The organism is Micromonospora sp. BL4 (genome assembly GCF_003667505.1).
In the GTDB taxonomy this organism is placed as follows: Bacteria; Actinomycetota; Actinomycetes; order Mycobacteriales; family Micromonosporaceae; genus Micromonospora.
On the sequence record NZ_RCVJ01000125.1, the window covers coordinates 42,279 to 65,628 of the forward strand.

The following is a 23,350-nucleotide window of genomic DNA, read 5'->3' on the forward strand; positions in this document are numbered from 1 at the left end:
TGGTTGCCGCCATGGTTACCGGCTAGTAACGTCAGGTCATGACCATCGACTCTCGCCAGGTGGCGGCCGGCATGCTGGAAGCGGTCCCGTTCGCCCGTACGCTCGGGTTCGAGTTCGTCGAGGTGGCGCCCGAGGCGGCGGGCGGGGTGCGGGCGGTCGTCCGGCTCCCCGACTCGCCCGCCACCCACAACCACGTCGGCGGGCCGCACGCCGGGGCCATGTTCACCCTCGGTGAGACGGCCTCCGGCGCGGTGGTGCTGGCAGCATTCGGGCAGCTGCTGGACCGGGCCGTGCCGCTCGCCGTCCGCGCCGAGATCGCCTATCGCAAGCTGGCACGAGGGCCGGTGCTGGCCACCGCGCGGCTGGGCCGGCCGGCTCTTGAGGTGGTCGATGAGCTGGAGTCCGGCAGACGGCCCGAGTTCCCGGTCGAGGTGGAGATCACCACCGAGGACGGCACGCCCACCTCGGCGATGACCGTGATCTGGACCCTGCGGCCGAACTGAGCCGCGCCGGTGGCGGCGGAAACGGGTTTGCCAACCCGGACGGATGGTTAGATTCGTAGCGTGCTGGGCCTACCTGCTCACGTGACCGCCTGTCTCTTCGACCTCGACGGTGTGCTGACGCAGACCGCAAAGGTGCACAACGCCGCCTGGACGGAGACGTTCGACGAGTTCCTGCGGCAGCGCGCCACAGCCACCGGTGAGCCGTTCCAGCCGTTCGACCCCGGCCCGGACTACAACCGCTACGTCGACGGTCGACCCCGCGCCGACGGCGTCCGGTCGTTCCTGGCCTCCCGCGGGATCGTGCTGCCCGAAGGCAGCCCGGACGACCCGCCGGACGCCGACACGGTCAACGGAGTCGGCAACCGCAAGAACGTCCTGCTGCTCCAGCGCCTCCGTAGCGCCGGCGTCGACGTCTATCCGGGATCGGTGCGCTACCTGGAGGCGGCGACCGCCGCCGGGCTGCGCCGAGCCGTGGTGACCGCGAGCGCCAACGGGCGGGAGGTCGTCGCAGCCGCCGGGCTGGACCGGCTGCTGGAGGCGCGCGTCGACGGGCTGGTGGCCCGGGCTCAGGGCCTGCGCGGCAAGCCGTACCCCGACACGTTCCTGGCCGGGGCCCGGCTGCTCGGCGTCGACCCGGCGCAGGCCGCCGTCTTCGAGGACGCGCTCTCCGGGGTGGCCGCCGGTCGGGCCGGCGGCTTCGGTTACGTGATCGGCGTCGACCGGGTCGGGCAGGCCGACGAGCTGCGCACGCACGGCGCCGACATCGTGGTCACCGACCTCGCCGACCTGCTCGACGCGGGCGACGTCGACCCACCGCCACCGCCCGCCGTCACGAACCCCACCGGAGAGCGGGGCCTGGCGTGATCCGGGAACGGGCCTATCCGGTCGAGCCCTGGCACGTCCGGGAGACCCGGCTGGACATGGACGTGCTGGCCCAGTCGGAGTCCGTCTTCGCGCTTTCCAACGGGCATGTCGGACTGCGCGGCAACCTCGACGAGGGCGAGCCGCACGGCCTGCCCGGCACGTACCTCAACTCGTTCTACGAGCTGCGTCCGCTGCCGTACGCGGAGGCCGGATACGGCTTTCCCGAGTCCGGGCAGACCATCGTCAACGTCACGAACGGCAAGCTGATGCGGCTGCTGGTCGACGACGAACCGCTCGACGTGCGCTACGGCGAGCTGCTCTCCCACGAGCGGATCCTCGACATGCGTGCCGGCACCCTGCACCGGGAGCTGCAATGGCGCTCGCCGGCCGGCCGGGAGGTCAAGGTTCGCAGCACCCGGCTCGTGTCGTTCACCCAGCGATCGGTCGCCGCCATCAACTACGAGGTGGAGGCCGTCGACGGTCCGCTCCGGCTGATCGTGCAGTCCGAGCTGGTCGCCAACGAGACGCTGCCCGCGCAGAGCAAGGACCCCCGGGTCGCCGCGGTGCTGGAGTCGCCGTTGCAGGCCGAGGAGGAGCTGACCACGCCGGACGGCGGGCAGCTGATCCACCGCACCAAGGTGTCCGGCCTGCGGGTGGCCGCCGCGATGGAACACGAGGTGCACGGCCCGGACCGCACCACCATCGAGTCCGAGGGGTACGAGGACTGGGTCCGCACCACGATCGCCTGTGTACTCAAGCCCGGTGAGAAACTGCGGATCGTCAAGTACCTGACGTACGGGTGGTCGAGCAGGCGCTCGCTTCCCGCGCTGCGCGACCAGGTCGGGGCGGCGCTGGCCGGGGCCCGACTGGACGGCTGGGACGGCCTCTGCCGCGAGCAGCGCAGCTACCTCGACGAGTTCTGGGACGCGGCCGACGTGCGGGTCGAGGGTGACCCGGAGGTGCAGCAGGCCGTCCGTTTCGGCCTCTTCCACGTGCTCCAGGCCGGCGCCCGGGCCGAGCGTCGGCCGATCTCGGCGAAGGGGCTGACCGGCCCCGGCTACGACGGGCACGCGTTCTGGGACACCGAGATGTTCGTCCTGCCGGTGCTCACCTACACCCAGCCGAGCGCCGTGCGCAACGCGCTGCACTGGCGATACAGCACTCTGGAGCAGGCCCGGGAGCGGGCCGAGACACTCAACTTCAAGGGCGCGGCCTTCCCCTGGCGGACCATCGAAGGTCCGGAATCCTCCGGGTACTGGCCGGCCGGCACCGCGGCCTTCCACATCGCCGCCGACATCGCCGACGCGCTGCGCCGCTACGTGCTGGTCACCGGGGACACCGACCTGGAACGGGAGATCGGGCTGGAGCTGCTGGTGGAGACGGCCCGACTGTGGCGCTCGATCGGCCACCACGACCGGCACGGGCGGTTCCACCTCGACGGAGTCACCGGCCCCGACGAGTACACCGCGATCAAGAACGACAACATCTACACGAACCTGATGGCGCAGCGGAACCTCTACGCCGCCGCCGACGTGGTGATGCGCTACCGGGATGAGGCGTTGAACCTCGGGGTCACCGACGAGGAGGCGGCGAGCTGGCGGGACGCCGCCAGCTCGATGCACGTCCCGTACGACGAGGAGCTTCAGGTCCACCAGCAGACGGAAGGGTTCACCCGGCTCCAGGAGTGGGACTTCGCGCACACGCCGGCGGAGAAGTACCCCCTGCTGCTGCACTACCCCTACTTCGACCTGTACCGCAAGCAGGTGGTCAAGCAGGCCGACCTCGTTCTGGCCATGCACTGGCGGGGGGACGCGTTCACCCCCGACCAGAAGGTGCGCAACTTCCACTACTACGAGCGCCGCACCGTACGCGACTCGTCACTGTCGGCCTGCACCCAGGCGGTGCTCGCCGCCGAGGTGGGCCATCCCGAGCTGGCGCACATCTACCTGCGCGAGGCCGCGCTGATGGACCTGCACAACCTCAACGAGAACACTCGGGACGGCGTGCACATGGCCTCGCTGGCCGGGGCGTGGCTCGCCCTGGTCGGTGGGCTCGGCGGACTGCGGGACCACGATGGTCGTCTGTCGTTCGCGCCCCGGCTCTCCAGCCGACTCAGCCGGCTGGAGTTCTCGCTCCAGTGGCGCGGGTTGGCGTTGCGGGTGGACGTGCGGCCGCACCAGACGACGTACTCGCTGCGCCACGGTGGCCCGGATGACGTGGTGGAGCTGCGCCACCACGACCAGGTGCTGCGGGTCACCTGCGACGAGCCGGTGACCGTGCCGGTGCCGCCGGCCGATCCGTCCGGGCCGCCGCCGGAGCAGCCGCCGGGCAGGTCGCCGCTGCTGCGGCTGCCCGAGCACGAGCAGTGACGGCTGGGGCGGGATCACTCCCGCCCCAGCCGTCGAAATCTCAGGTGGGCCCTCGCCGGTCGAGCGCCGGGGCGGCCCCGGACCGTCGGTGGACCCGGCCGGTGCGTCAGACGGGCTCGCCGGTGGACGGGCGTCCCAACGCGTCCCTGGGCGCCATCGCCCGGGGATCCTCGGGAGTCCGCGCCTGCGCGGCCTCGTCCCCCCAGTCCCGGCTTCGCTCGGCGTCCTGTTCCCGCCGGTTCCGCTCATCCATCTGCTGCTGCCGCGACGTCTGCTGCTGGGCCATGGCGATCCTCGCGATCCGTCGGGGCGCGGTTGCGCCGACACGGTCTGCGGTCGCCCCTCGCCTACCCGACGGCCCACCCGGCAAACACCACCCACGGTCGACGCGGCTGGGTGCGTGCGGCGCGACGGGTTGGGTACCCCCAGCACAGGCGAGCACGGGAAGGGTGGGGCATGGACGAGCAGCGCAGCACGGTGACCATCCCGGTCGGGGACGCTCAACTCCCCGCGGACCTGATGCTGCCCGCGCAGCCGGTGGGCGTGGTGCTCTTCGCGCACGGCAGCGGCAGCTCGCGGCACAGCCCGCGCAACGTGGCGGTGGCACAGACGCTGAACGATCGCGGACTCGGCACGGTACTGGTGGACCTGCTCACCCAGGCCGAGGACGAGGTGGACGCGCGCACCGCCGAACTGCGGTTCGACATCGGGCTGTTGGCCAGCCGGCTGGCCGGGATCGTCGACTGGTTGGCGGCCGAGCGCCCCGCCGGTGACGTGCCGATCGGCCTCTTCGGAGCGAGCACGGGTGCCGCGGCAGCCCTGGTCGCGGCGGCGTCCCGCGCGGACCGGGTGGCCGCGGTGGTGTCCCGGGGCGGTCGACCCGACCTGGCCGGCGGCGCTCTGGCCCAGGTACGGACCCCGACGTTGCTGCTCGTGGGCGGCTTGGACGAGGAGGTCATCGCGCTCAACGAGCAGGCGCTGGCCGAGCTGGGGGACGTCGGCGAGCTGCGGGTGGTGCCCGGTGCCACCCACCTCTTCGGGGAGCCCGGCACCCTGGAGCAGGTCGCCGACCAAGCCGGCACCTGGTTCACCACGCACCTCAGCCGCACGACCGCCCCCTCGCGTCGATCATGAGGTTGACGGCGTGCCCGACACCTCCACCGCGGGAGGGGCGGTGCGGTGGCGTTGGACGGTGTCGACGATGCGCCAGAGGACGGCGGTGATCGGGACACTGACGAAGGCGCCGGCGATGCCCGCGATCAGGGTGCCGGCGGTGACCGCCACCAGGATCACCGCCGGGTGCAGGCGGACCTGCCGCTTCATGACCAACGGCTCCAACAGGTTGCCCTCGATCTGCTGCACGGCGATCACCGCGGCCAGGGTGAGCAGCGCCGTGGTGGGCCCGTTGGCGGCCAGCGCCACCAGCACCGCCACCGCCCCGGCCACGGTCGCGCCGATGATCGGCACGAACCCGCCGAGGAAGGTGATCAGCGCCAGCGGCAGGGCGAGCGGCACTCGCAACACCACCAGGGCCAGGCCGATGCCGATCGCGTCGATCGCGGCGATCAGCATCGTGCCCCGGCTGTACGCGCCCAGCGTCCGCCAGCCGGCGCTGCCGGCCTCGGCCACCACGGGCCGGTTCGGGCCGGTCATCCGGGACAGCACCCAGTGCCACATCGAGCGGCCGTCCTTGAGCAGGAAGAAGAGCAGCACCAGGGCGAGCAGCGCGGAGCCCAGCACCTCGGTCACGGTCCGGGCGCCGGCCACCGGGTCCGGGGAGCTGCCGCTCAGCCCCTGCCGGGCCTGGTCGACCAGTCGGTCCAGCTGCGCGTCAGTGACGGGCAGGGTGGACGTGACGAAGTCCCGGCTGCGGTCCAGTCCCTGGGTCAGCTCCTGGCTGAGTTGGTCGAACTGGCTCGCGGTCAGGTTCCACACCAGCGCGCCGACCCCCACGAGGATGCCGAGCAGCAGCAGGACGGTGAGCAGCGCGGCCAGGGACGCGGGCAGCCGCAACCGGCGCAGCCGGAGCAGCACCGGGTCGAGCAGCGCGGTGAGGAAGATGGTGGCCGCCAGCGCGATGGCCAACGGCGCCAGCAGCACGGCGATCCGGCCCAGCAGGTAGAGCCCGACGACGACCACCACCAGGCAGGCGCTCCACAACACCGCGGTCCGGACCAGCCAGGGAAGCCCCGCCCATGCCTGGCGCGGCCCAGGGCCGCCCGTTGTCGCCCCGGTGCCCGCCCCGGGCTCGTCTGCCACCATGTCGGTCCTCCTCGATCTCGCGAGGTCGGTACCCGGCCGGCCGTGCGCCGACACCCGTACCGCTCCAACGGCGGGTGACCGGTCGGCGTGGCGGGTGTGGCCCGGACGGCCCGCGGCAGGCTCCGCCGTCCGGACTGACCGGTTTGCGCTACCCGACCCAGGGAACGCTGACAGGAGTGACCGGAGTGGAGGAGGAGCGCCATGGGTGACTTCATGGACAAGGCCAAGGATTTCGCGGACAAGCACGACAAGCAGGTGGACCAGGGGCTGGACAAGGCCGGCGACATGGCCGACAAGCGCACCGGCGGGAAGTACGACGACCAGATCGACAAGGGTGTGGACCAGGCTCAGGCGCGTACCGGCGAGGGCGACCAGGTCCGCTGACGCGCCGGACCGCCTCCCGGGCCGTCGTGCACGCGGCGGCCCGGGTTGTCCTGGCCGGATCGGCGGCGGGTCAGTGCTGGTTCTTCTCGCGCAGCTCGCGCATCGAGGTCGGTCGGCCGCTCAGCGCGTCGCGCACCCGGTCCACCAGGCCGGTGCCCGGGGCGATCAGCTTGTTCGCCGGCGGGTGGTCCGGGGCGCTCGGGTGGGGTCGGGTCGGTGCGATCTCCTTGACCGCCGTCACCTTGTCGGCCAGCTCGACCAGCTCCTCCCGGGCGGTCGCCGCGCGCAGCCGGGGGAAGAGCTCGTTCTCCTCGTCCCGTACGTGGTGTCGGATGGTGCTGGTCAGGCGGGCGAGCACGTCGTCGAAGCGGGGGTCGGACGGGTCGACGGACTCCAGCTCCTTCATCGTCCGCTCGGCGTCGGCGTGTTCGGTGATCTCGTGTTCGGCGATCTGGTCGCCGTCGGGGAGCGCCTTGCGCGCGGTCGGGTAGACGTACATCTCCTCGGCCACCGAGTGGCGGACGAGCTCGGCGATCACCACGTCGACGAGCTGGCGACGGTACTCGGGGGTGCCCTGCCGGGTCTCCAGCTCGACGAAGAGTGTCTCGACCGCACGGTGGTCGGCGACCAGGAGGTCGACGACATCCTGGTCCTCGGTGCTCTGCGGGTTGGTCATCTCACGGCCCCTTACCGGTTGCGGATCGGTGGGTGTGTGCGGCCTGGTACCCCGCAACCATTCGACAAACCCACACCCACCGATGGATTTCACGGGCAGACCGTGGTCTGCTGGTGCCGGCGGGGCAGATGGGGACGACTGTCCCCGTGACGTCCGGGTAACCCCCGCCATGGCCGATGATCGCCCACCAGCCGAGAGCGACCGGTCGCGCCTCGACGAGGCTGCCGAGCGGGGCGGCCAGGCTGTCGAGCGGGTGCGGCACCGCGGCGGGCAGGCCGGCCGGGTCCGAGCCCGGCAGTGGGAGCTCACGCTGGTGATCGCCATCCAGGCTGGGCTGGCCGCGGGGCTCGCCGCCCTGATCGCGCAGCAGCTGCTCGGTCCCGGAGCGCACGTCTTCGCCCCCGCAGCCGCCGTCGGTACGATCGCCACCGCCATCGGGCAGCGGGCCCGGCGCACCTTCGAGTTGCTGGCCGGCGTGGGCCTGGGCATCGTCATCGGCGACACGCTGCGCTTCTTCCTCGGCTCAGGGCCGTGGCAGACCGGCGCGGTGGTCGCCCTGGCCATCGCCAGCGCGCTGCTGGTGGCCGGAAAGGGTGGCCAACTGGTCGGTCAGGCCGGCGGTACCGCCGTGCTGATCTCCACGCTGGCCCCGATGGAGCGCGGTCTGGAGTTGCCCCGGATCTTCGACGCGCTGGTGGGGGGCGTGGTCGGCCTGGCGGTGGTCGCGTTGCTCCTGCCGGTCAACCCACTGCGGGTGCTCGACCGGGCCGCGTCGCCGATCTTCGAGATCCTCTGCGGGCAGCTCGACGAGCTGTCGCAGGCATTGCGGAAGCGCGACGCCGACCGGGCGATGCGGGTCCTGGAGCGGTTCCGCGGCACCGAGGGTGATCTCAGCCGGCTGCACGAGGCGCTGAGCGGGGCGGAGGAGGTGGTGACGATCGCTCCGGCCCGTTGGCACCGCCGCCAGCAGTACCACGAGTACGCCCGCACCGCCGGGCAACTGGAGCGGCTGTTGCTGGACAGCCGCGGGATGGCCCGCTGGTCGGCCACCGCACTCCAGTACAACGAGACCATCCCACCGGAGCTGCCGGACGCGATAGCCCGACTGGGCCGGGCGACGGCGGAGATGCGCAGGGAGTGCCGGGTTGGTAGTTACCCCGAGCGCACCCGACAGTTGGTCGAGCAGTGCGCCGAACTGGCTGGGCGGGCCGCCGCAACCGGGGTCGGCTCGTTCGGTGAGGCCCTCGTCACCGGCCTGCGAACCGCGGCCAGCGATCTGCTCCGTGCCGCCGGCTGCGACCCGGACGACGCGAACACGGCCGTGCGCCGGGCGGCCGGCGTTGGGGAGGCGGCCATCCATCCGCCGGCCCGGCGACACCTGCACCGCTCCCGGCCGACCCGGGCGACCCGGGCCCGACGGCGGTCGCACCTCGCCGCCCGTAGGCGCAACGACGATCGGGCCGGCCTCCCCGACAGGGGGAGACCGGCCCGGTGAAACGGCAGGGTCAGGAGGAGTAGCCGCGCTCGGCGATCCAGTTGGCGACCTTCGGCAGGCTCATCCAGTACTCGCCCAGCGCCGGGTCGGCCGGGTCGGCGATCCGGATCATGTCGCCACCGTCGCGGTAACCGACCAGGGTCAGGTAGTGGCCGCCCTCGTAGGAGTGCGGGTTGCCGTCGATGTCCACGGTCGTGCCCTTGATGTTGGCCACCACGGGTCGGCCCGCGTCCACCGCGGCCAGCACGTCCCGGCGCAGCTGCTCGACCTGCTCGGGGCGGGCCACCGAGTCACGAATCTCCGTGGTCCGGTACTTGCCGCCGGTCAGCTCGTTGAGCACCCGCGTGGTGTCCAGGGCCGAGGGGGTGCCCGCCTCGGTGGTGCCGAGCAGTTTGGCCACCTCGTCCTGGGATAGCGCCTTGCCCTGCGCGGACAGCGCGATGCGGGTGGCGGCGGGCCCGCAGTAGTAGAAGTTCGGCTGGGCCTGGTAGTCGATGCCGAGGATCCGCTCGGCGGAACGGCCGGTCTGACCGCTCCGGTCGCCCTGGCTCGCCGTGGTCGGTGCTCCCTGCACCGGGACGGCCTGCGCGGACACGGCCGGGCCGAGGGCACAGCCGCCGGCGACCAGGATGCCGGCGACGGACAGACCGCTCTTCTGGATGATCGGATTCATGGTCGAGTCTCCGTTCGGGGGGTCGGCGCCTCCGAGTTGCGGAGGGCGGCAGCACCGGGAATGGCGCTCGGCTCATCAGGGGCGACGACCCGCGGCCGTCTAGGCCGGGGCCTACCGGGGGTGTAACGGCCCTGCTCCGGCGGGCATTCCGCCGTCCGCTCCCCCGGCACGCACGTCGCGCACGGGGTGCAACGGCCGCCGGTCGGGCGGGATTCCGGGGGATTTGTGCCGACGCTCACGATGGCCGTCGGCGGCGGTGACGCCGAACAGTATCCGCTCATACCAGGATGAAACGGTCACCGTTGGGGAGCCGTGGCTTGCGGGGACCGACGGGGCCGATCAGGCGCGCCGGTTTCAGAGGCTGCCCAGCAGGCCGGTCACGGTGATCTCGATGACCACCCGCTCCGGATTGGGACGCGGAGTCCGGTACCGCTCGGCGTAGCGGCGCTCCGCCTCTGCGACGGCGGCCCGGTCCGAGCGGAGCACCGCCCGCCCTTCGATGGTCAACCAGCGCCGGCCGTCCACGTGACAGACCGCCACCGGGATGCCCGCGGCGCCCGCGGCCGCCACGTGTCGTGCCTTTCGGGAGGTGCCGGAGGTGATCACGCGGGCCAGCCCGGCTGCCGGGTCGAGGGTGACCCCGACCGGCACCACGTGCGGGGTGCCGTCGGCGCGCACGGTGGTCAGCGTCGCGAGGTGCCGTTCCGCGCAGAACGCGGCGACACGCTCGTCGCGTACGTCCAACCGGTGATCGCCCGCCATGACCGTCCCCCGTCCGCCGATCCGACCACGATCATGGCACGGAGCGGCGCGTCCGGTCCGGGTCCGGCGGCGCGTCCGGCTGCCCGGGCAGCCGGCGGCCGGCCGCCCGGCGCTGGTGCACCAGCCGGGTCAGGTAGATCAGAGCCCCCGCCAGAACGCCCATGTCGTCCAGGTAGATCGGATCCGGGAGCAGGTCGACCGGGAAGATGGTGTAGATCAGCGCCCCGTAGAAGGCGACCTTGCCGCCTGCGCCGAGCCCGGTCAGCAGCCGTCGGGTCCGCACCACCCGCACCGCCAGCACCACCGCGCCGACCAGTGTGGCGATGGCCAGAATGCCGGCGATCACCACGAGGACCCACGCCTGTCGGGACATTCCGTCACGCTAACCCACCGAAGCCCGCATGGCCCGGTGACGGCTGCCGGCACGCGGTCGCCATCGCCGGTCCGGTCTTCCGCCCGAACGCGCCGCCGGTCGGCCGGTCACGTCGTGCCGAGCGGTCAGAACGCGGGGACCGCCGCGCGGCCGCGGGCGACCACCTGGTTCTCCCGGGTCTGCTCGACCGACGGGACGACCTCGCTCAGCGGCAGCACCGAGGCCGACTCCGCAACCCGCGGTCGGGTCGCCGCGTGGGCCTCCTCCCGCAGGCTGCGAGCCGCGGCCACGGCCAGTTCGGCGGCGCGCCACGCGGCCTGCTCCCGCTCCCCGGCGGCGGCGTGCCGCGCGGCCAGATTGTCCCGGATCGCCCGCTGCAACACCAGTTCCTGCTCTACCGGGTGCAACCGCGGGTCCCAGCCGTCGCGGTGCGCGAACACGTCACTGAGCTGCTCCACCGACAGCTCCCGCCGCCAGTACGCGTCCAGCGCGGCCCGGTGCAGGTAGCGCTCGCGGTCGACGTACTCCGCCGGGGTCCGGGCGGTGTGCGGCAGCGGCATCGCGGCCGCGGCGCCGAGTCGCCGGACCGCCGCCTCGGCCGCCTCGTACGCCTGCCAGGCCGCCTCGACCTCCTCCTGCGCGGCGACCCACTCCGCCCGGCGGCGCTGGGCGGTGGTGGTGGCCCGCTCGGCCGCCACCGCGACCTCCTGCGCGTAGCGACTCTGCTCCCGTTCCTCCTGCGCCTGCTCAAGCTGACTGGGCATGGCGGCGCGGCGGATCCGGGCGCCCGGATCGAGACGGAGTCGGCCGGGGCGCACCAGCAGGGCGGCGACGGTGACCGCGACCACCCCGAGAAGGCTCAGCCAGATGGCGGCGGCCCGGGGCACGTCGGGCAGGACGGTGGAGAGGACGGTCTGCATGATCAGCACCTCACGGTCGAACGACGGGTGTCGACGGGTGGCGGCGGACGGGTGTTGCGTCGGCATCGGCGCAGGTGGATGGCCCGCTGGCGGTCCCGCTCCGGCTGGTCACCAGATGGGGAACTCCGGCCGGCGTGACGGCCTGGCAACGGCCGACGGCGGTGACGGGAGCTCCGGACGGGTGAGCCCGACGGGGCCGCGCGCATCGCGGGCCGGTGACCGGCCGGGGTCAGCGAGTGGGCGGGCCGCGCCGGGGCGGGATGCCACGCCCCGGCTCATCGGCCGGCGCGTGCTCCGGGCCCTCGGTGACCGGGCCGGTCGCCGCGGCGGTGTCGACAGCGCTGGCGGGTCGGGACGCGGCCGGCCGGCTGGCCCGCTGGACGGCGGGGACGGCATCGGGCCGGAGGGTCTCCACCCGGCTGCTCACGACGCTGGGCCGCAGCTGCGTCGGCGCCGGAGGCGGGGTCGCGGCCAGGGCGCCGCCGAGGCCGACCGCGAGCACCAGCGCGGTGACCGCCAGCCGGGTCAGCTCCCGCAGTGACCGCAGCACCGCCCAGCGGGCTGGGCGGACGGGCGCTGCGGAGGACACCCGACCAACCTAACGTCCGCCCCGTCACAACGCAGCTCGGCAACCGCCCGTTCGGGCGTGACCGTCGCCACGACGCGCACAGTGGACGAAGCTGCCGGCACCCGAAACGGCGGCGACCCCCACCGGATCGAATCCGGCAGGGGCCACCACGACACGTTCGCGCGGCACCGCCGACAGGCAGGGCGCCGCCGGCGGACGGGAATCAGTCGCCGGTGCCGAGCACCGACGGCGGAGCCTCTCCGCCGTCCCGCCACACCATCTCGTCCTCCGTCAGCCAGGTCATCCGCTCGTCGGACTCGTCGGCCTCCGACCGGCCGTGCCCGCCGAGCACCCCCGGACGGTTCGCCCCGCTGCCGCCCGACGCGCCCTGCCGTCCGGCCGCAGCCGACCGGCCGGTGGTGGACTCGCCGCGCCGGCCGTCCATGCTGCGCCCGACCCCGGTGGCGGCGCGGGTCTCGGCCGCGGCCGCGCCACCGGTCGCTCGGACCGGGGTGGTGGGCGTGCTGCTTGAACCGGCGAGGGCCGTGGTCCGCAGCACGCCGCCGGCCGGCGCCCCACCCTGCGCTCCGAAGTGCAGACCCGGCCCGGCGCCGGCGCTGGCGGCCGCGGTGGTGGGCCCGGACAGACCGGCCAGCCCGGCGGCGCCGCCGGCGAGCAGCGCGCCGCCGACCACTGGATCCGCACCGGCGAGGGACGTGGTGAAGCCACCCCCGACGCTCCCCGGGCCGGTGGCCACGGCCGGCGTGCCGCCGGTGCCCGCGCCGTCCGGACCGGTGCCGTCCTGGCCGGTGCCGGACCCGTCGCCGGTGACCGGAGGCGGGGCGACGCCGTCGGGCGTCGCGATGGTCGCGCCGCCGGTGTGTGCGGTGCTGTGGGTGGCGTTGGGCGCGGCGGACGGCGTGGTGGTGGCCGGGACGCTGCGGGGCGTCGGTGTGTCGTCGTTGGTGGTCTTCGGCGTGTCCGGGTCGGGCGGCGGCGGGTTGACCACCCGGTCGTAGGCGGAGAGGTCGTAACCGGCGGCCAGCTCGGCCACCACGTTCACCATCCGCTGGTGGGCCTTCTCCTGCTCCTGCTTGTCCTGCTGGTGGCCCATGATGCCCCCGACGACCGCGCCGGGCAGCCCGAAGGCGGCGCCCTTGAGCGCCCCGGAGACCGCCTTGTCGTTGTCGTCGGTCTCGTCCGGGCTCTCCGCCTGCTTGTGGGCGGTGCGCAACTGGCCGGCCATCATGGTCAGCGCCTGCTTGACCCCGGCCATCCCCTCGCCCAGCGCCTCGGAATGGGCGACGATCAGCGCCAGCCGCCGCTGGAACTCCCGACCTGCCGAGCCCGTCCACGTGTTGCCGAGCTTCTCGAGGTCACCGCTCAGCTCCCGGCCGAGACCGTCCAGGATGCCCTTGAGCGAGGCCCACTGGGCGGCCACGCCGTCGATCTGCTCGGGCTTGCCGGCCATCACGGCGTCGTACAGCTGCTGGTGGCTGCTGCCCTGGTAGCGCTGGGTGTACTCAGACACGCCCGTCCCCCTTCGGCTGCAACGCCCGGTCGACCCCGGTCAGCGCGGCGGTGATGTCGGTGGCGTTGGCCGCGTTACGCGCCTCGGCGGTGCGGTAGTTGGTCAGGATCATGCTGGTCGCCTGCTGCGCGGCCTGCACCGCCTGCCGGAGCCGCTCGGCCTGCTCGACATAGGACTGGTGGACCTCGCTGTAGCGGCGCGCGTTGTGCGTGGCGTCGGTGAACGAGCCCAACGCCGGGGGACTGCACTGCATCTCGGTGTTGAGCTTGCGCAGCACCGACTCGGCCTGACTCAGCCGCGCGGCCAGGTGCTTGTGGAAGTCCTCAAGGGACAGCAGGTCGACTTCCGTACGCCCGGTCATGGCAACATCCCCGTCGTTCTGGTTGACAACCGTCAGCGACCTCAGGTTAGTCCACCAGTGCGATCCGGGGCGACCCGTGCGGCCCGCTCAGTCGTCGGCACCGATCGATGCGGTGGACACTCAACCGCCCGTGCCGTCGCCCGCGGGAGCGTCGCTGGTCGAGGTGGACGGCGTCGGACCCGACGCCGGCGTGGCCGACGGCGCGCCGCCGGGCGCGAAGTAGGTCGACGCGTCCTCCCGACTCAGGGTTGGCCCGGTCGGGATCAACGCGAGCAGCGAGCCGGGCACCGCCAGTGGGGTGACCCCGCCGTAGCCGAGCACGGCCAGCGTCTCGCCCGACCCGAGCGGGTAGCGGACGCCCTGCGGGCTGATCAGGTAGACCGTCGACCCGGCGGCGCCGGATCCGCTGGTCCCGGCGCCGGGGGCAGCCTGGGCGAGCACCCCCTTGCCGCCGGGCAGCAGCACGGCCTCGGCCGTACGCACCGCGTCCCGGGAGGTCTGCCGCACCGGCACCGGGCCCGGCTCGCTCGCGGTCAGCTCCGCCGGTGCCCGGTCGAAGACCTCGACGGTGGTCGTCGGCGGCCCGCCGCCGCTGCCCGCCCGGTACGTCGCGCAGAGCAGTGTCTGCCCGGTCCGGGCCGGGTACAGGGTGGGCAGCGTCTGCGGCAGCCCCTCCTCGTCCACCCGCCGGTCGGTGAAGAGCCGGCCGACCTGATCCGGCGTGATGTCGGTGATCTGACCGCCGCCGCTGATCATCAGGAGGGCGGTGATCTCAGAGATTGAGACGAGTCCCTCCCGGGTCAGCACGTAGTGCTGCCCGGCGGCCCGGAACACCTGACCGACGTTCGCCGGCCTGCCGCCCACGCTCAACCCGCTGCGGTCGCCCTGACCCGGCAGTGACGGCTTCCGCAACGGCGGCCCGGCCGGTACGGCGTTGAGCAGCTGCTGCCCGACCGGCAGCGCCGCCGTCCCGGTCATCCGCAGCGCCGCGATCGCCTGGTCGCCGCCGAGCACCTGGAGGCGGGCGTTGCCGGTGAGCAGGTGCCGCTGACCGTCCACGGTGACCAGCACCGCGCGGTCGCCCAGCGGGGTGCCGCCGGGCAGCGCCCGGTCGATGACCACCCGCGTGGTGGAGCGGCGTGGGTCGGCCGGGTCGGGCACGTCGCAGACCGACCACGGCAGCCCGGTCAGCGACTTGCGGTCCGGCAACGCGTCCGGCGCGCCGACGATGCCGACCGTGCGGCCGCGCGGCCGGTCCCGCAGCGACGCCTGGGACATCGTGCGGACCGCAGGATCCGCCTCGTTCAGGATCAGCCGGGCCGAGGTGTAGTTGAGCGTCGGGTGCAACTGCCCCTCGACGAACACGTACGTCGCGCCGGTCTCCCGTTCGATGACCAGCGTGTTCTCTTCCAGCGGCGCGGTGTTCCCGGTCAACTGGCCGTAGGCGCCGACCCCGCCGAGCACCACGGCGGCGGCGATCACACTGCCGAAGACGGCCATGCCGAGCCGTCGCATCGGCAGGTTCGTGGTCTCCGGATCGCCCGACAGCAACGCGGAGACGATCCGGCGGGTGACGAAGCGGTACGCCTGCACCTGATCGCGGCGGGTCCGCATGACTTACCTCCGGCGGGGTGGATCCGCGACGATCAGGGTCGGAGTGCCGTCGCGGGCTTCCCTACGATAAGGGGCCGACGGCGGGTCCTTGGGACCACCGCCCGTGGCCGGCGCCGGACCGACCCGGCGTGGAGCCGTACCGTGCAGGAGGGACAGTCACCGATGACGCAGGTCCAGGCGCGACCCGCCCGAGTGGCCACGAACCCGTCCGACGTCCCGGCGCGGGCAACGCCGCCGGCCGACCGGCCCGGCCGGGGACGGGTCGGTCCGGTGCTGGTCGGGCAGCTCGTCGTGCTGGAGTTGTGCGCGGTCGCCGTCTGGGCCGCCGGTGCCGGGCCCAGCTGGGTGCTCGCCGCGGTGGGCACGGTGGCGGCGCTGATCGTCCTGGCCGTGTTCGCCCGCCGGGGCGGCCGCTGGTGGTTCGAGGACCTGCTGCTGCGTCGGCGTCTGCGCCGGCGGCGCGAACGCGCGGCGGCGGCGCTGGCCGGCGGCGCGGCGTCGGACCCGCGCCTGGCCGCGCTCGCTCCCGAGCTGAGCGTCATCGAGCTGACCGACCGGGGCACCCGGCTCGGCATCGGGCAGGACGACCAGGGCTGGTTCGCGGCCGTCGCGTTGCAGCCCAGCACGGGCGCGGTGGTCGGTTCGGTGGAGGCGTCGACCGTGGACCAGGCGCTGCGGGTGCTCACGGACTTCGCCGCCCCGGTCTCCCGGGCCCAGGTCGTCGCGCACACCCTGGTCTGGTATCCGGCGCCCGGTGCGCCGCCGGCCGCGCACCGGACCGTGTGGGTCGCACTGCGGCTCACCGTCCGCGACGCCCGGGTCGAGGCGGTGAGCCGGGGCGGCGGGCTGCCCGGCGTACACCGGACGCTGGCCGCCGGGATCGGCCGGCTGGGCAAGGCGCTGACCGCCGCCGGGCTGGCCCACCGGCCTCTGAGCCGCGACGAGCTGCGCGCGGCCGTGGTCTCCGCCGCCGGGCTGGACCTGGTGCCGGAGCCACCGGCGGAGACCTGGCTGGGGCTGCGCGGCGGCGGTTGGACGCATCGCTGCCTGGCCCTGCGGGGCCGGTCGGACGCCCCGCTCGGTCCGCTGGTGGACGCGATCACGGCAACCTCCGCGCCGTCGCACACGGTGGCCGCGGCGGTGTCGCCGGACGGTCGGGTGGCGGCCCCACTGCTGCGTGTCGCGGCGATGGACAACCACGTCGAGGCGCTGGTCAAGGTAGTCCGGGACATCGCGCAGCGGGCCGGTACGCCGGCTCGGCCGGTCGACGGGCAGCACGGCCCCGGCGTCTACGCCAGCGCGCCGGTGGCCTCCACGTTGGGCGGCTCGGTCCGTCCGCAGCCGCGCTGACCGTCCGCCCGCCGACCAGCCGTCCGGCTCGCTGGCCTGCGGCCCCTCGATCAGGGCCGCAGGTTGACGATCCAGCCGTACAGGCCGCAGACCCAGACGGCGAGCGGAACCAGCGCGATGATGAGCATGATCTCGACGATGTCGAGCAGTCGGCCCCAGACCGGGGAGATGGGCTTGCCGGCCACGGTCAGCCCGTAGATCAGGCTGATCACGGCGGCCAGCAGCAGCCCGCCGAGGATCACGCCGAGCCGGACCGGCAGCGACCCGTTCGCGAAGGTCCCCGCGGCGGTCAGGCCGAGCCCGACGGTGCCGGTGAGCAGCACCGGGGTGCGCTGGGCCCGGCCCAGGAGCGGACGGGCCCGCAGCAGCGAGAGCAGGGCCAGCACCAGGCAGAGCAGCACCGCCGGGAGGCGTCCGTCCAGGGCGAGCACCAGCTGCGCGCCGAGCACCAGCAGCGACACCGTCCACAGCAGACCGGTGAGGAACTCGTCGGCCCGCTCGCTCTGCTGGAGCACCTGCCGGCCGTCGACCGACTCGCTGTCGGTCTTCAGGTCCTCCGGGCCGGTCGGGATCGACGGCACCGGCAGCCGGGCCAGCCGGTAGGCCACCATCGGCAGCGCCGGCACCACGCCGAACGCGATCGCCGCCACCACCGCCGCCGAGCCGGGCGCATCCATGCCGAAGGCCAGGCAGAGCAGCGCGCCCAGACCGATCGCGGCACCCACGCCCAGCGCCGCGAAGAGGAGTGGGTAACGGTCGCCGACGGCCAGCGCGGCGACCGCCCCGGCGACCACCACCGCGGTGGCCGCGAGCAGGACGTGCGGGCTGGCCAGGTCGGTCAGCGGTCGATCGCCGGCGAGCAGCAGCAGGCCGCCGATGCCGGCGTGCACCAGACCCACCATCGCCAGCACGGCGCCGGTCCGGCTGTCACCGGCGGCCCGGGACAGCACCGCCGCGCCGACCAGCAGCGCCACCGCGACCAGCAGCGCGGCCAGCGCGCCGGGAAGGTGCGGCGGGCCGGCGAAGAGCGCGGCCAGCGCACCGGCGCTGAGCGCCGCCGCGGCGAACAGCACCGCGAAGGACCGTGTCGTCCCGACCTGCCAGGCGCCCGGGCGCTGGTTGGTGGCGGTGGCGACCGCGTCCACGACGTCGTCGAAGACGACCTCCGGCGCGGCCGCGGACCGGGGGTTGAAGTAGAGCACCTCGCCGTCGCGGACGCCGAGCTGCCCGGCGGTACGCCCGCCGTCCAGGGGCGCTCCGCCCAACCGGGACAGTGCCCACCCGCCGTGCCGCACGCCCTCGTCCGCCAGGTCCTCCCCGGCGTAGCGGAGCAGGGTGGGGAGCAGGTCGGCCATCGGCACGTCCGACGGCAGGGCCAGATCCATTCGGGTACGGGGAGCCACGATGGTGATCCGGCTCAGACCACCGGTCGCCGTCTTCGTTGCCACAGTGGCCTCCTGGTGTCCTTCTACGATCAGCTGGCCCGCGGTGCCGCGCGGTGCGGGTCCACCGCGCCCACGGGAGATTACCTACGATGACGGGCACGTACGATGCCCACCCGCGGACTTCGGTCCGCGACGGCAGGTCGTTGAGGCCGCTTCTGGGGAGGAGACAGCCGTGAGCACGGTGGTGTTCCGCCGGCTCCCGCGTCAGCCGGGGCCGGCCTTGCCGCGCGGTGAGGTGCTGCTGGAGTCCCCACCTGAGCTGCCCGAGCCGACACCCCGCGGGATGGGGCAGCTGCTCATGATCCTGCCGATGGTCTGCGGGGTCGGCGCGATGGCCTTCCTCTACGCCGGCCGGGGCGGCGGCATGATGACGTACGTCGCCGGCGGCCTTTTCGGCGTCTCGATGCTCGGGATGGCGATCGGGTCGCTGAGCAACGGGGGCAACGACAAGGCGGAGCTCAACGCCGATCGCCGCGACTATATGCGCTACCTCGCCCAGATGCGCAAGCGCACCCGGCGCGCGGCGGGGCAGCAGCGGGCGGCGATGGACTGGCGGCACCCGGAGCCCGACGCGCTCTGGTCGATCGCCTCGTCCCGGCGGCTCTGGGAGCGGCGGATCACCGAGGACGACTTCGGCGAGACCAGGATCGCGCTCGGCCCGCAGCGGCTGGCGGTGGAGATCGTCCCGCCGGAGACGAAGCCCGTCGAGGACCTGGAGCCGATGAGCGCCATCGCGCTGCGCCGGTTCGTCCGGGCACACTCCACCGTGCCCGACCTGCCGACCGCGCTGTCGGTGCGCGCGTTCAGCCGGGTGGTGCTGCGCGGCGACCGGGAGCCGGTGCTCGACCTGACCCGGGCGGCGCTGGGCCAGCTGGCCACCTTCCACGCCCCGGACGACCTGGTGATCGCGGTGGTCGCCGCGCCCGACCGGCAGTCGGCCTGGGACTGGGTCAAGTGGCTGCCGCACGCCCACCACAGTGGACGCACGGACGCCGCCGGCGCCCGCCGGCTGGTCTTCGCCAGCCTGGCCGAGGCCGAGGAGTCGCTCGCCGGGGAGCTGGCCGGGCGACCCCGGTTCGCGCCCGAGGCGAAGCCGCTGACCACCGCGCCGCACGTGGTCGTGGTGGTCGACGGCGGCGAGATCGCGCCGACCTGTCAGCTGGTGGGTCAGGGGCTGCTCGGCGCCACGCTGATCGACCTCTCCGGGACGGTGCCGCGCGACGCCGGGCGCTGGCTGCTCTGCCTCGACGCGGGCGACGGGACCAACCTGGAGCTCGTCCGGGGCAGCTCGTCGTCGCGGCTGGGTCGACCGGACCGGCTCAGCGCCGAGGCCGCCGAGGGGCTGGCCCGGCAGATCGCCCCCTACCGGCTCTCCCAGCAGCAGGCCAGCAACGAGGAGCCGCTGGCCCGCAGCATGGAGCTGCCCGACCTGCTCGGCGTGGGCGACGCCGCCGCCGTGGACGTGCACCAGACCTGGCGTCCGCGCGGTCACCGGGACCGGCTGCGCATCCCGCTCGGCGTCGGCCCGGACGGCAACGTGGTCGAGCTGGACTTCAAGGAGTCGGCGCACGAGGGCATGGGCCCGCACGGCCTGGTCATCGGCGCGACCGGGTCCGGCAAGAGCGAGCTGCTCCGTACGGTGGTGGCCGCGCTGGCGGTGACGCACTCGTCGGAGGAGCTGAACTTCGTCCTGGTGGACTTCAAGGGTGGCGCGACGTTCGCCTCGCTGGAGGCGTTGCCGCACACCAGCGCGGTGATCACCAACCTGGCCGACGAGCTGCCGCTGGTCGACCGGATGCGCGACGCGCTCGCGGGCGAGATGGTGCGCCGGCAGGAGCTGCTGCGGGCGGCCGGCAACTACGTCTCCCGCTTCGAGTACGAGAAGGCCCGGGCGGCCGGTGAGCCGCTGGCGCCGATGCCCAGCCTGCTGATCATCTGTGACGAGTTCAGCGAGCTGCTCGCCGCGAAGCCCGACTTCATCGACCTGTTCGTGATGATCGGCCGGCTGGGCCGGTCGCTCGGCGTGCACCTGCTGCTGGCCAGCCAGCGGCTGGAGGAGGGCAAGCTGCGCGGCCTGGACACCCACCTGTCGTACCGGATCGGTCTGCGCACCTTCTCCGCCGTGGAGAGCCGGATCGTGCTCGGCGTGCCGGACGCGTACGAGCTGCCGAACGCGCCGGGCCACGGCTACCTCAAGACGGACACCAGCACGATGCTGCGGTTCCGGGCCGCGTACGTGTCGGGGCCGTACCGGGCGCCGGGGCAGCAGGCGTCCGCGTCGCAGGCCCTGGTGCAGCGCCGGATCGTGCCGTACGGCGTCGACTTCATGCCCGCGCAGGCCCCGCAGGTGCCGGTGGACACCGCGCCGGAGCCGGAGCAGCCGGCCGACGGCAAGGCCGTGGCGATGCTCGACGTGCTGATCGACCAGCTCAAGGGCCGGGGCCGGCCGGCGCACCAGGTGTGGCTGCCACCGCTGGCCGACCCGCCGAGCCTCGGTGAGCTGCTCGGCCAGTTGGCCGTCGACCCGACGTACGGGCTGTGCACCGCGTCCTGGCCGGGCCGGGGACGGCTCACCGTGCCGGTCGGCGTGGTGGACCGCCCGTACGAGCAGCGCCGCGACCCGATGATGGTGGAGCTGGCCGGCGCCGGCGGCAACGTGGTCATCGTCGGCCGCTCACTCAGCGGCAAGAGCACGATGCTGCGTTCCCTGCTCGCCTCGCTGGCGCTCACGCACACCCCGCGCGAGGTGCAGTTCTTCTGCCTGGACTTCGGCGGTGGAGCACTGCGCAGCCTGGAGCGGCTGCCGCACATGTCCGGGGTGGCCGGCCGGCGGGACGTCGAGGCGGTGCGCCGCACGGTGGCCGAGGTGGTGGCCGTCCTGGACGAACGGGAGGCGCGCTTCGCCCAGCACGGCATCGACTCGGTGGCGAGCTACCGCCGCCGGAGGGCCGCCGGCGAGTTCGCCGACGACCCGTTCGGCGACGTCTTCCTGGTGGTGGACGGCTGGAACACCCTGCGCCAGGACTACGAGGAGCTGGAGCAGACCATCACCACGCTGGCCAACCGGGGCCTCGGCTTCGGTGTGCACGTGGTGCTCACCGCGGTGCGCTGGGCGGAGATCCGGATCAACATGCGGGACCTGCTCGGCACCAAGCTGGAGCTGCGGCTGGGTGACGCGTCGGAGTCCGAGATCGACCGCCGCGCGGCGACGAACGTGCCGGAGAAGGCGCCCGGTCGCGGTCTGACCCGCGACAAGCTGCACTTCCTGACCGCCATCTCGCGGATCGACGGCCGCCGGGACATCGAGGACCTCAGCGAGGCGTCGATCGCCCTGGCGGGGCACGTGGCGGCCAACTGGCCGGGCCGGCCGGCGCCGAAGGTGCGGCTGCTGCCGCGCCGGCTGCCCGTGGCCGAGCTGGCCCGGATCATCGACCGGTCGGCGCCCGGCCTGCCGATCGGTGTCAACGAGTCGGCGCTCGCGCCGGTCTACCTGGACCTGGCCAACGAGCCGCACCTGACGGTCTTCGGCGATGCCGAGTGCGGCAAGACCAACCTGCTGCGGCTGATCGCCCGGGGCATCACCGAGCGGTACACGCCCGCGCAGGCCCGGCTGGTTATCGCTGACTACCGGCGCGGTCTGCTGGGCGTCGTGGAGGGCGACCACCTGCTGGACTACGCCCCGTCCAACCAGGCGTTCGCCCAGGGTCTCGGTTCGATCCGCAGCGCGCTGTCCAACCGGCTGCCCGGCCCGGACGTCACCACCGCGCAGCTGCGGGACCGCAGCTGGTGGAAGGGCCCGGACCTGTACATCCTGGTGGACGACTACGACCTGGTGGCGTCCGGCGGCAGCAATCCGCTCAGCGCCCTGCAGGAGCTGCTGCCGCAGGCCCGCGACATCGGCCTGCACCTGATCATCACGCGTCGGGTCGGCGGCGTGTCCCGGGCGCTCTACGAGCCGGTGCTGCAACGGCTGCGCGAGTTGGACTCGCCCGGCCTGCTGATGTCCGGCAACCGGGAGGAGGGTGCGGTCTTCGGCACGTTGCGACCGAGCCCGCAGCCACCCGGCCGGGGCACTCTCGTCCGCCGTCGGGACGGCCAGCAGCTGATCCAGACCGCCTGGTCCGAGCCGTCCTGACGAGGGTCGGTTCGGGCCGGGCCGGTCCGGTCCACGCCAGCGGGTGGTTCGCCGGCGTCGCCGGCTCGTGATGGGCGGATCGCGGCCGTGTCGGATTCCCGTCCGGTCGGGCCGCCAGGGCCGCGTTGCTGGTGGTCAGCGTGGGGAGTCAGGTCCCGCCGTGCTCCTGGTGGCGTGACCCGATTCACCACTATCCATCGAACGCGGCCGGTCAGGGCTGCGCGGGCTGGACCGGTTCCGCTACGGTCTTCACTGGAGTGTCCGTCGGTGGGGTGTTGCTGCCTTGCCGCGGGGGAGGGGCGCGGCAAAGCCGCCGCCACAACATGACGGAAGGGTGTGAAGCATGGCGTTCGAGGTCGAAGCTGCGACTCTGCATACCGCCGCGAGTGACGTGCGGTCCACGCGCAGCGAGGTCGACGGCGAGCTGAAGAAGCTGTGGAACGTAGTCGACGACCTGGCCATGGCGTGGAAGGGTCAGGCGTCCACTGGTTTCCAGTCGCTCATGCAGCGTTGGAACGAGGACACCGTCAACCTGCTGACGGCGATGGACAGCATCGCTGACCTGCTCGACAAGTCGGGTACGACGCACCAGGTCAACGACGAAGAGCAGCAGCAGATGCTGGACAAGTTCCACTCTGCTCTCAACCCGTGATCCGTAGTTAGCAGAGGAGGAAATCGTGACGATCAAAGTTGACTACGCGGTCCTCGAGAGCAGCAACCAGCAGATGCAGGCCATCTCGAAGACCATCGACGAGAAGCTGGACACGCTGCGGTCGATGCTGTCCAAGCTCCAGTGGGACGGCGAGGACCGGGCCGCCTACGAGCAGCACCAGGCGAAGTGGGACTCGTCGGTCCGGGACATCAACCGGATCCTGAACGAGATCGGCGGCGCCGTCGGCATCGCCCGCGAGAACTACGTCTCCACCGAGATGAGCAACGCCAAGGTGTGGGGCTGAGACAATCACCGGTGCGGCTCCGGTCCGGTTCGACCGGACCGGAGCCGCATTGCGTTGGCGTCGACACAGGTTCTGGGAGAGCGATGGGTACGGGGAAGTCTTACCGTTC

At 73.3% G+C, this 23,350-nt stretch carries 22 protein-coding genes; 10 read left to right on the forward strand and 12 right to left on the reverse strand.

All coding sequences use genetic code 11. From position 1 onward, the window contains the following. The first annotated feature begins 38 nt into the window (after positions 1–38). The 3 genes from EAD89_RS14475 to EAD89_RS14485 are packed head-to-tail and all read left to right on the forward strand — an operon-like array spanning position 39 to position 3,736. The gene (locus tag EAD89_RS14475) at positions 39–503 is read left to right on the forward strand and encodes a DUF4442 domain-containing protein (protein ID WP_121676049.1); all 465 of its coding nucleotides are present in this window, start codon (positions 39–41) and stop codon (positions 501–503) included. 60 nt (positions 504–563) lie between these two features. Then, positions 564–1,367 carry an HAD family phosphatase gene (locus tag EAD89_RS14480; RefSeq protein WP_121676050.1) on the forward strand — a complete coding sequence of 268 codons (804 nt, stop codon included), beginning with the start codon at positions 564–566 and terminating at the stop codon, positions 1,365–1,367. Then, on the forward strand, positions 1,364–3,736 hold the full coding sequence (locus EAD89_RS14485; RefSeq protein ID WP_121676051.1) for a glycoside hydrolase family 65 protein: 2,373 nt from the start codon (positions 1,364–1,366) through the stop codon (positions 3,734–3,736). Before EAD89_RS14480 ends, EAD89_RS14485 begins: the two co-directional genes overlap by 4 nt. A 106-nt stretch (positions 3,737–3,842) precedes the next feature. Here EAD89_RS14485 and EAD89_RS14490 read toward each other — a convergent pair whose 3' ends face one another. Further along, entirely contained in the window at positions 3,843–4,022 is a 180-nt protein-coding gene (locus tag EAD89_RS14490; protein ID WP_074319115.1) for a hypothetical protein, read from the reverse strand. A 170-nt stretch (positions 4,023–4,192) separates the two neighbouring features. Here EAD89_RS14490 and EAD89_RS14495 point away from each other — a divergent pair, with 170 nt between their 5' ends. Further along, positions 4,193–4,870, forward strand: coding sequence for a dienelactone hydrolase family protein (locus tag EAD89_RS14495; RefSeq protein ID WP_121676052.1), 678 nt, complete (start codon positions 4,193–4,195; stop codon positions 4,868–4,870). Here EAD89_RS14495 and EAD89_RS14500 read toward each other — a convergent pair. Further along, the gene (locus tag EAD89_RS14500; protein WP_121676053.1) at positions 4,865–5,998 is read right to left on the reverse strand and encodes an AI-2E family transporter; all 1,134 of its coding nucleotides are present in this window, start codon (positions 5,996–5,998) and stop codon (positions 4,865–4,867) included. The genes EAD89_RS14495 and EAD89_RS14500 overlap by 6 nt on opposite strands. Positions 5,999–6,199: 201 nt before the next feature. Here EAD89_RS14500 and EAD89_RS14505 point away from each other — a divergent pair, with 201 nt between their 5' ends. Next, positions 6,200–6,382, forward strand: coding sequence for an antitoxin (locus EAD89_RS14505; RefSeq protein WP_074316295.1), 183 nt, complete (start codon positions 6,200–6,202; stop codon positions 6,380–6,382). A gap of 70 nt (positions 6,383–6,452) precedes the next feature. Here EAD89_RS14505 and EAD89_RS14510 read toward each other — a convergent pair whose 3' ends face one another. Then, entirely contained in the window at positions 6,453–7,058 is a 606-nt protein-coding gene (locus EAD89_RS14510) for a hemerythrin domain-containing protein (RefSeq protein ID WP_121652595.1), read from the reverse strand. 169 nt (positions 7,059–7,227) lie between these two features. Between EAD89_RS14510 and EAD89_RS14515 the strand changes: the two genes are divergently transcribed. Further along, positions 7,228–8,553: an aromatic acid exporter family protein gene (locus EAD89_RS14515; protein WP_121676054.1), complete on the forward strand. Its 1,326-nt coding sequence runs from the start codon at positions 7,228–7,230 to the stop codon at positions 8,551–8,553. 10 nt (positions 8,554–8,563) lie between these two features. Here the strand turns inward: EAD89_RS14515 and EAD89_RS14520 are convergent, their stop codons facing one another. From EAD89_RS14520 to eccB, 8 genes are all read right to left on the reverse strand, one after another. Next, positions 8,564–9,226, reverse strand: coding sequence for a C39 family peptidase (locus EAD89_RS14520; protein WP_121676055.1), 663 nt, complete (start codon positions 9,224–9,226; stop codon positions 8,564–8,566). Positions 9,227–9,580: 354 nt separating this feature from the next. Continuing rightward, positions 9,581–9,988 (reverse strand): pyridoxamine 5'-phosphate oxidase family protein, encoded by a 408-nt coding sequence (locus EAD89_RS14525; protein ID WP_121676056.1) that lies wholly within the window; start codon positions 9,986–9,988, stop codon positions 9,581–9,583. A 31-nt stretch (positions 9,989–10,019) separates the two neighbouring features. Next, the gene (locus tag EAD89_RS14530; protein WP_121652599.1) at positions 10,020–10,361 is read right to left on the reverse strand and encodes a YkvA family protein; all 342 of its coding nucleotides are present in this window, start codon (positions 10,359–10,361) and stop codon (positions 10,020–10,022) included. A 125-nt stretch (positions 10,362–10,486) separates the two neighbouring features. Continuing rightward, on the reverse strand, positions 10,487–11,347 hold the full coding sequence (locus EAD89_RS14535) for a hypothetical protein (protein WP_233578664.1): 861 nt from the start codon (positions 11,345–11,347) through the stop codon (positions 10,487–10,489). 163 nt (positions 11,348–11,510) lie between these two features. Beyond that, entirely contained in the window at positions 11,511–11,870 is a 360-nt protein-coding gene (locus tag EAD89_RS14540) for a hypothetical protein (RefSeq protein WP_121676057.1), read from the reverse strand. A gap of 202 nt (positions 11,871–12,072) precedes the next feature. After that, on the reverse strand, positions 12,073–13,380 hold the full coding sequence (locus tag EAD89_RS14545; protein WP_121676058.1) for a WXG100 family type VII secretion target: 1,308 nt from the start codon (positions 13,378–13,380) through the stop codon (positions 12,073–12,075). Further along, positions 13,373–13,741 carry a hypothetical protein gene (locus EAD89_RS14550; protein WP_121656678.1) on the reverse strand — a complete coding sequence of 123 codons (369 nt, stop codon included), beginning with the start codon at positions 13,739–13,741 and terminating at the stop codon, positions 13,373–13,375. Before EAD89_RS14550 ends, EAD89_RS14545 begins: the two co-directional genes overlap by 8 nt. 120 nt (positions 13,742–13,861) lie before the next feature. Next, complete coding sequence (gene eccB / locus EAD89_RS14555; RefSeq protein ID WP_121676059.1) at positions 13,862–15,355, reverse strand: type VII secretion protein EccB; 1,494 nt, start codon at positions 15,353–15,355, stop codon at positions 13,862–13,864. Between the two features lie 162 nt (positions 15,356–15,517). Between eccB and EAD89_RS14560 the strand changes: the two genes are divergently transcribed. Beyond that, the gene (locus EAD89_RS14560) at positions 15,518–16,705 is read left to right on the forward strand and encodes a type VII secretion protein EccE (RefSeq protein WP_121676060.1); all 1,188 of its coding nucleotides are present in this window, start codon (positions 15,518–15,520) and stop codon (positions 16,703–16,705) included. Between the two features lie 50 nt (positions 16,706–16,755). Here the strand turns inward: EAD89_RS14560 and eccD are convergent, their stop codons facing one another. Continuing rightward, positions 16,756–18,153, reverse strand: coding sequence for a type VII secretion integral membrane protein EccD (eccD, locus tag EAD89_RS14565; protein ID WP_121676061.1), 1,398 nt, complete (start codon positions 18,151–18,153; stop codon positions 16,756–16,758). Positions 18,154–18,322: 169 nt separating this feature from the next. Here eccD and eccCa point away from each other — a divergent pair, with 169 nt between their 5' ends. The 3 genes from eccCa (at position 18,323) to EAD89_RS14580 (ending at position 23,241) form a co-directional block, all read left to right on the forward strand. Beyond that, positions 18,323–22,285 (forward strand): type VII secretion protein EccCa, encoded by a 3,963-nt coding sequence (eccCa, locus tag EAD89_RS14570; protein WP_121676062.1) that lies wholly within the window; start codon positions 18,323–18,325, stop codon positions 22,283–22,285. Between the two features lie 343 nt (positions 22,286–22,628). Further along, positions 22,629–22,937 carry a WXG100 family type VII secretion target gene (locus EAD89_RS14575; RefSeq protein WP_074316322.1) on the forward strand — a complete coding sequence of 103 codons (309 nt, stop codon included), beginning with the start codon at positions 22,629–22,631 and terminating at the stop codon, positions 22,935–22,937. A 25-nt stretch (positions 22,938–22,962) separates the two neighbouring features. After that, positions 22,963–23,241, forward strand: coding sequence for a WXG100 family type VII secretion target (locus EAD89_RS14580; protein ID WP_074316323.1), 279 nt, complete (start codon positions 22,963–22,965; stop codon positions 23,239–23,241). The last annotated feature ends 109 nt before the right edge of the window (positions 23,242–23,350 follow it).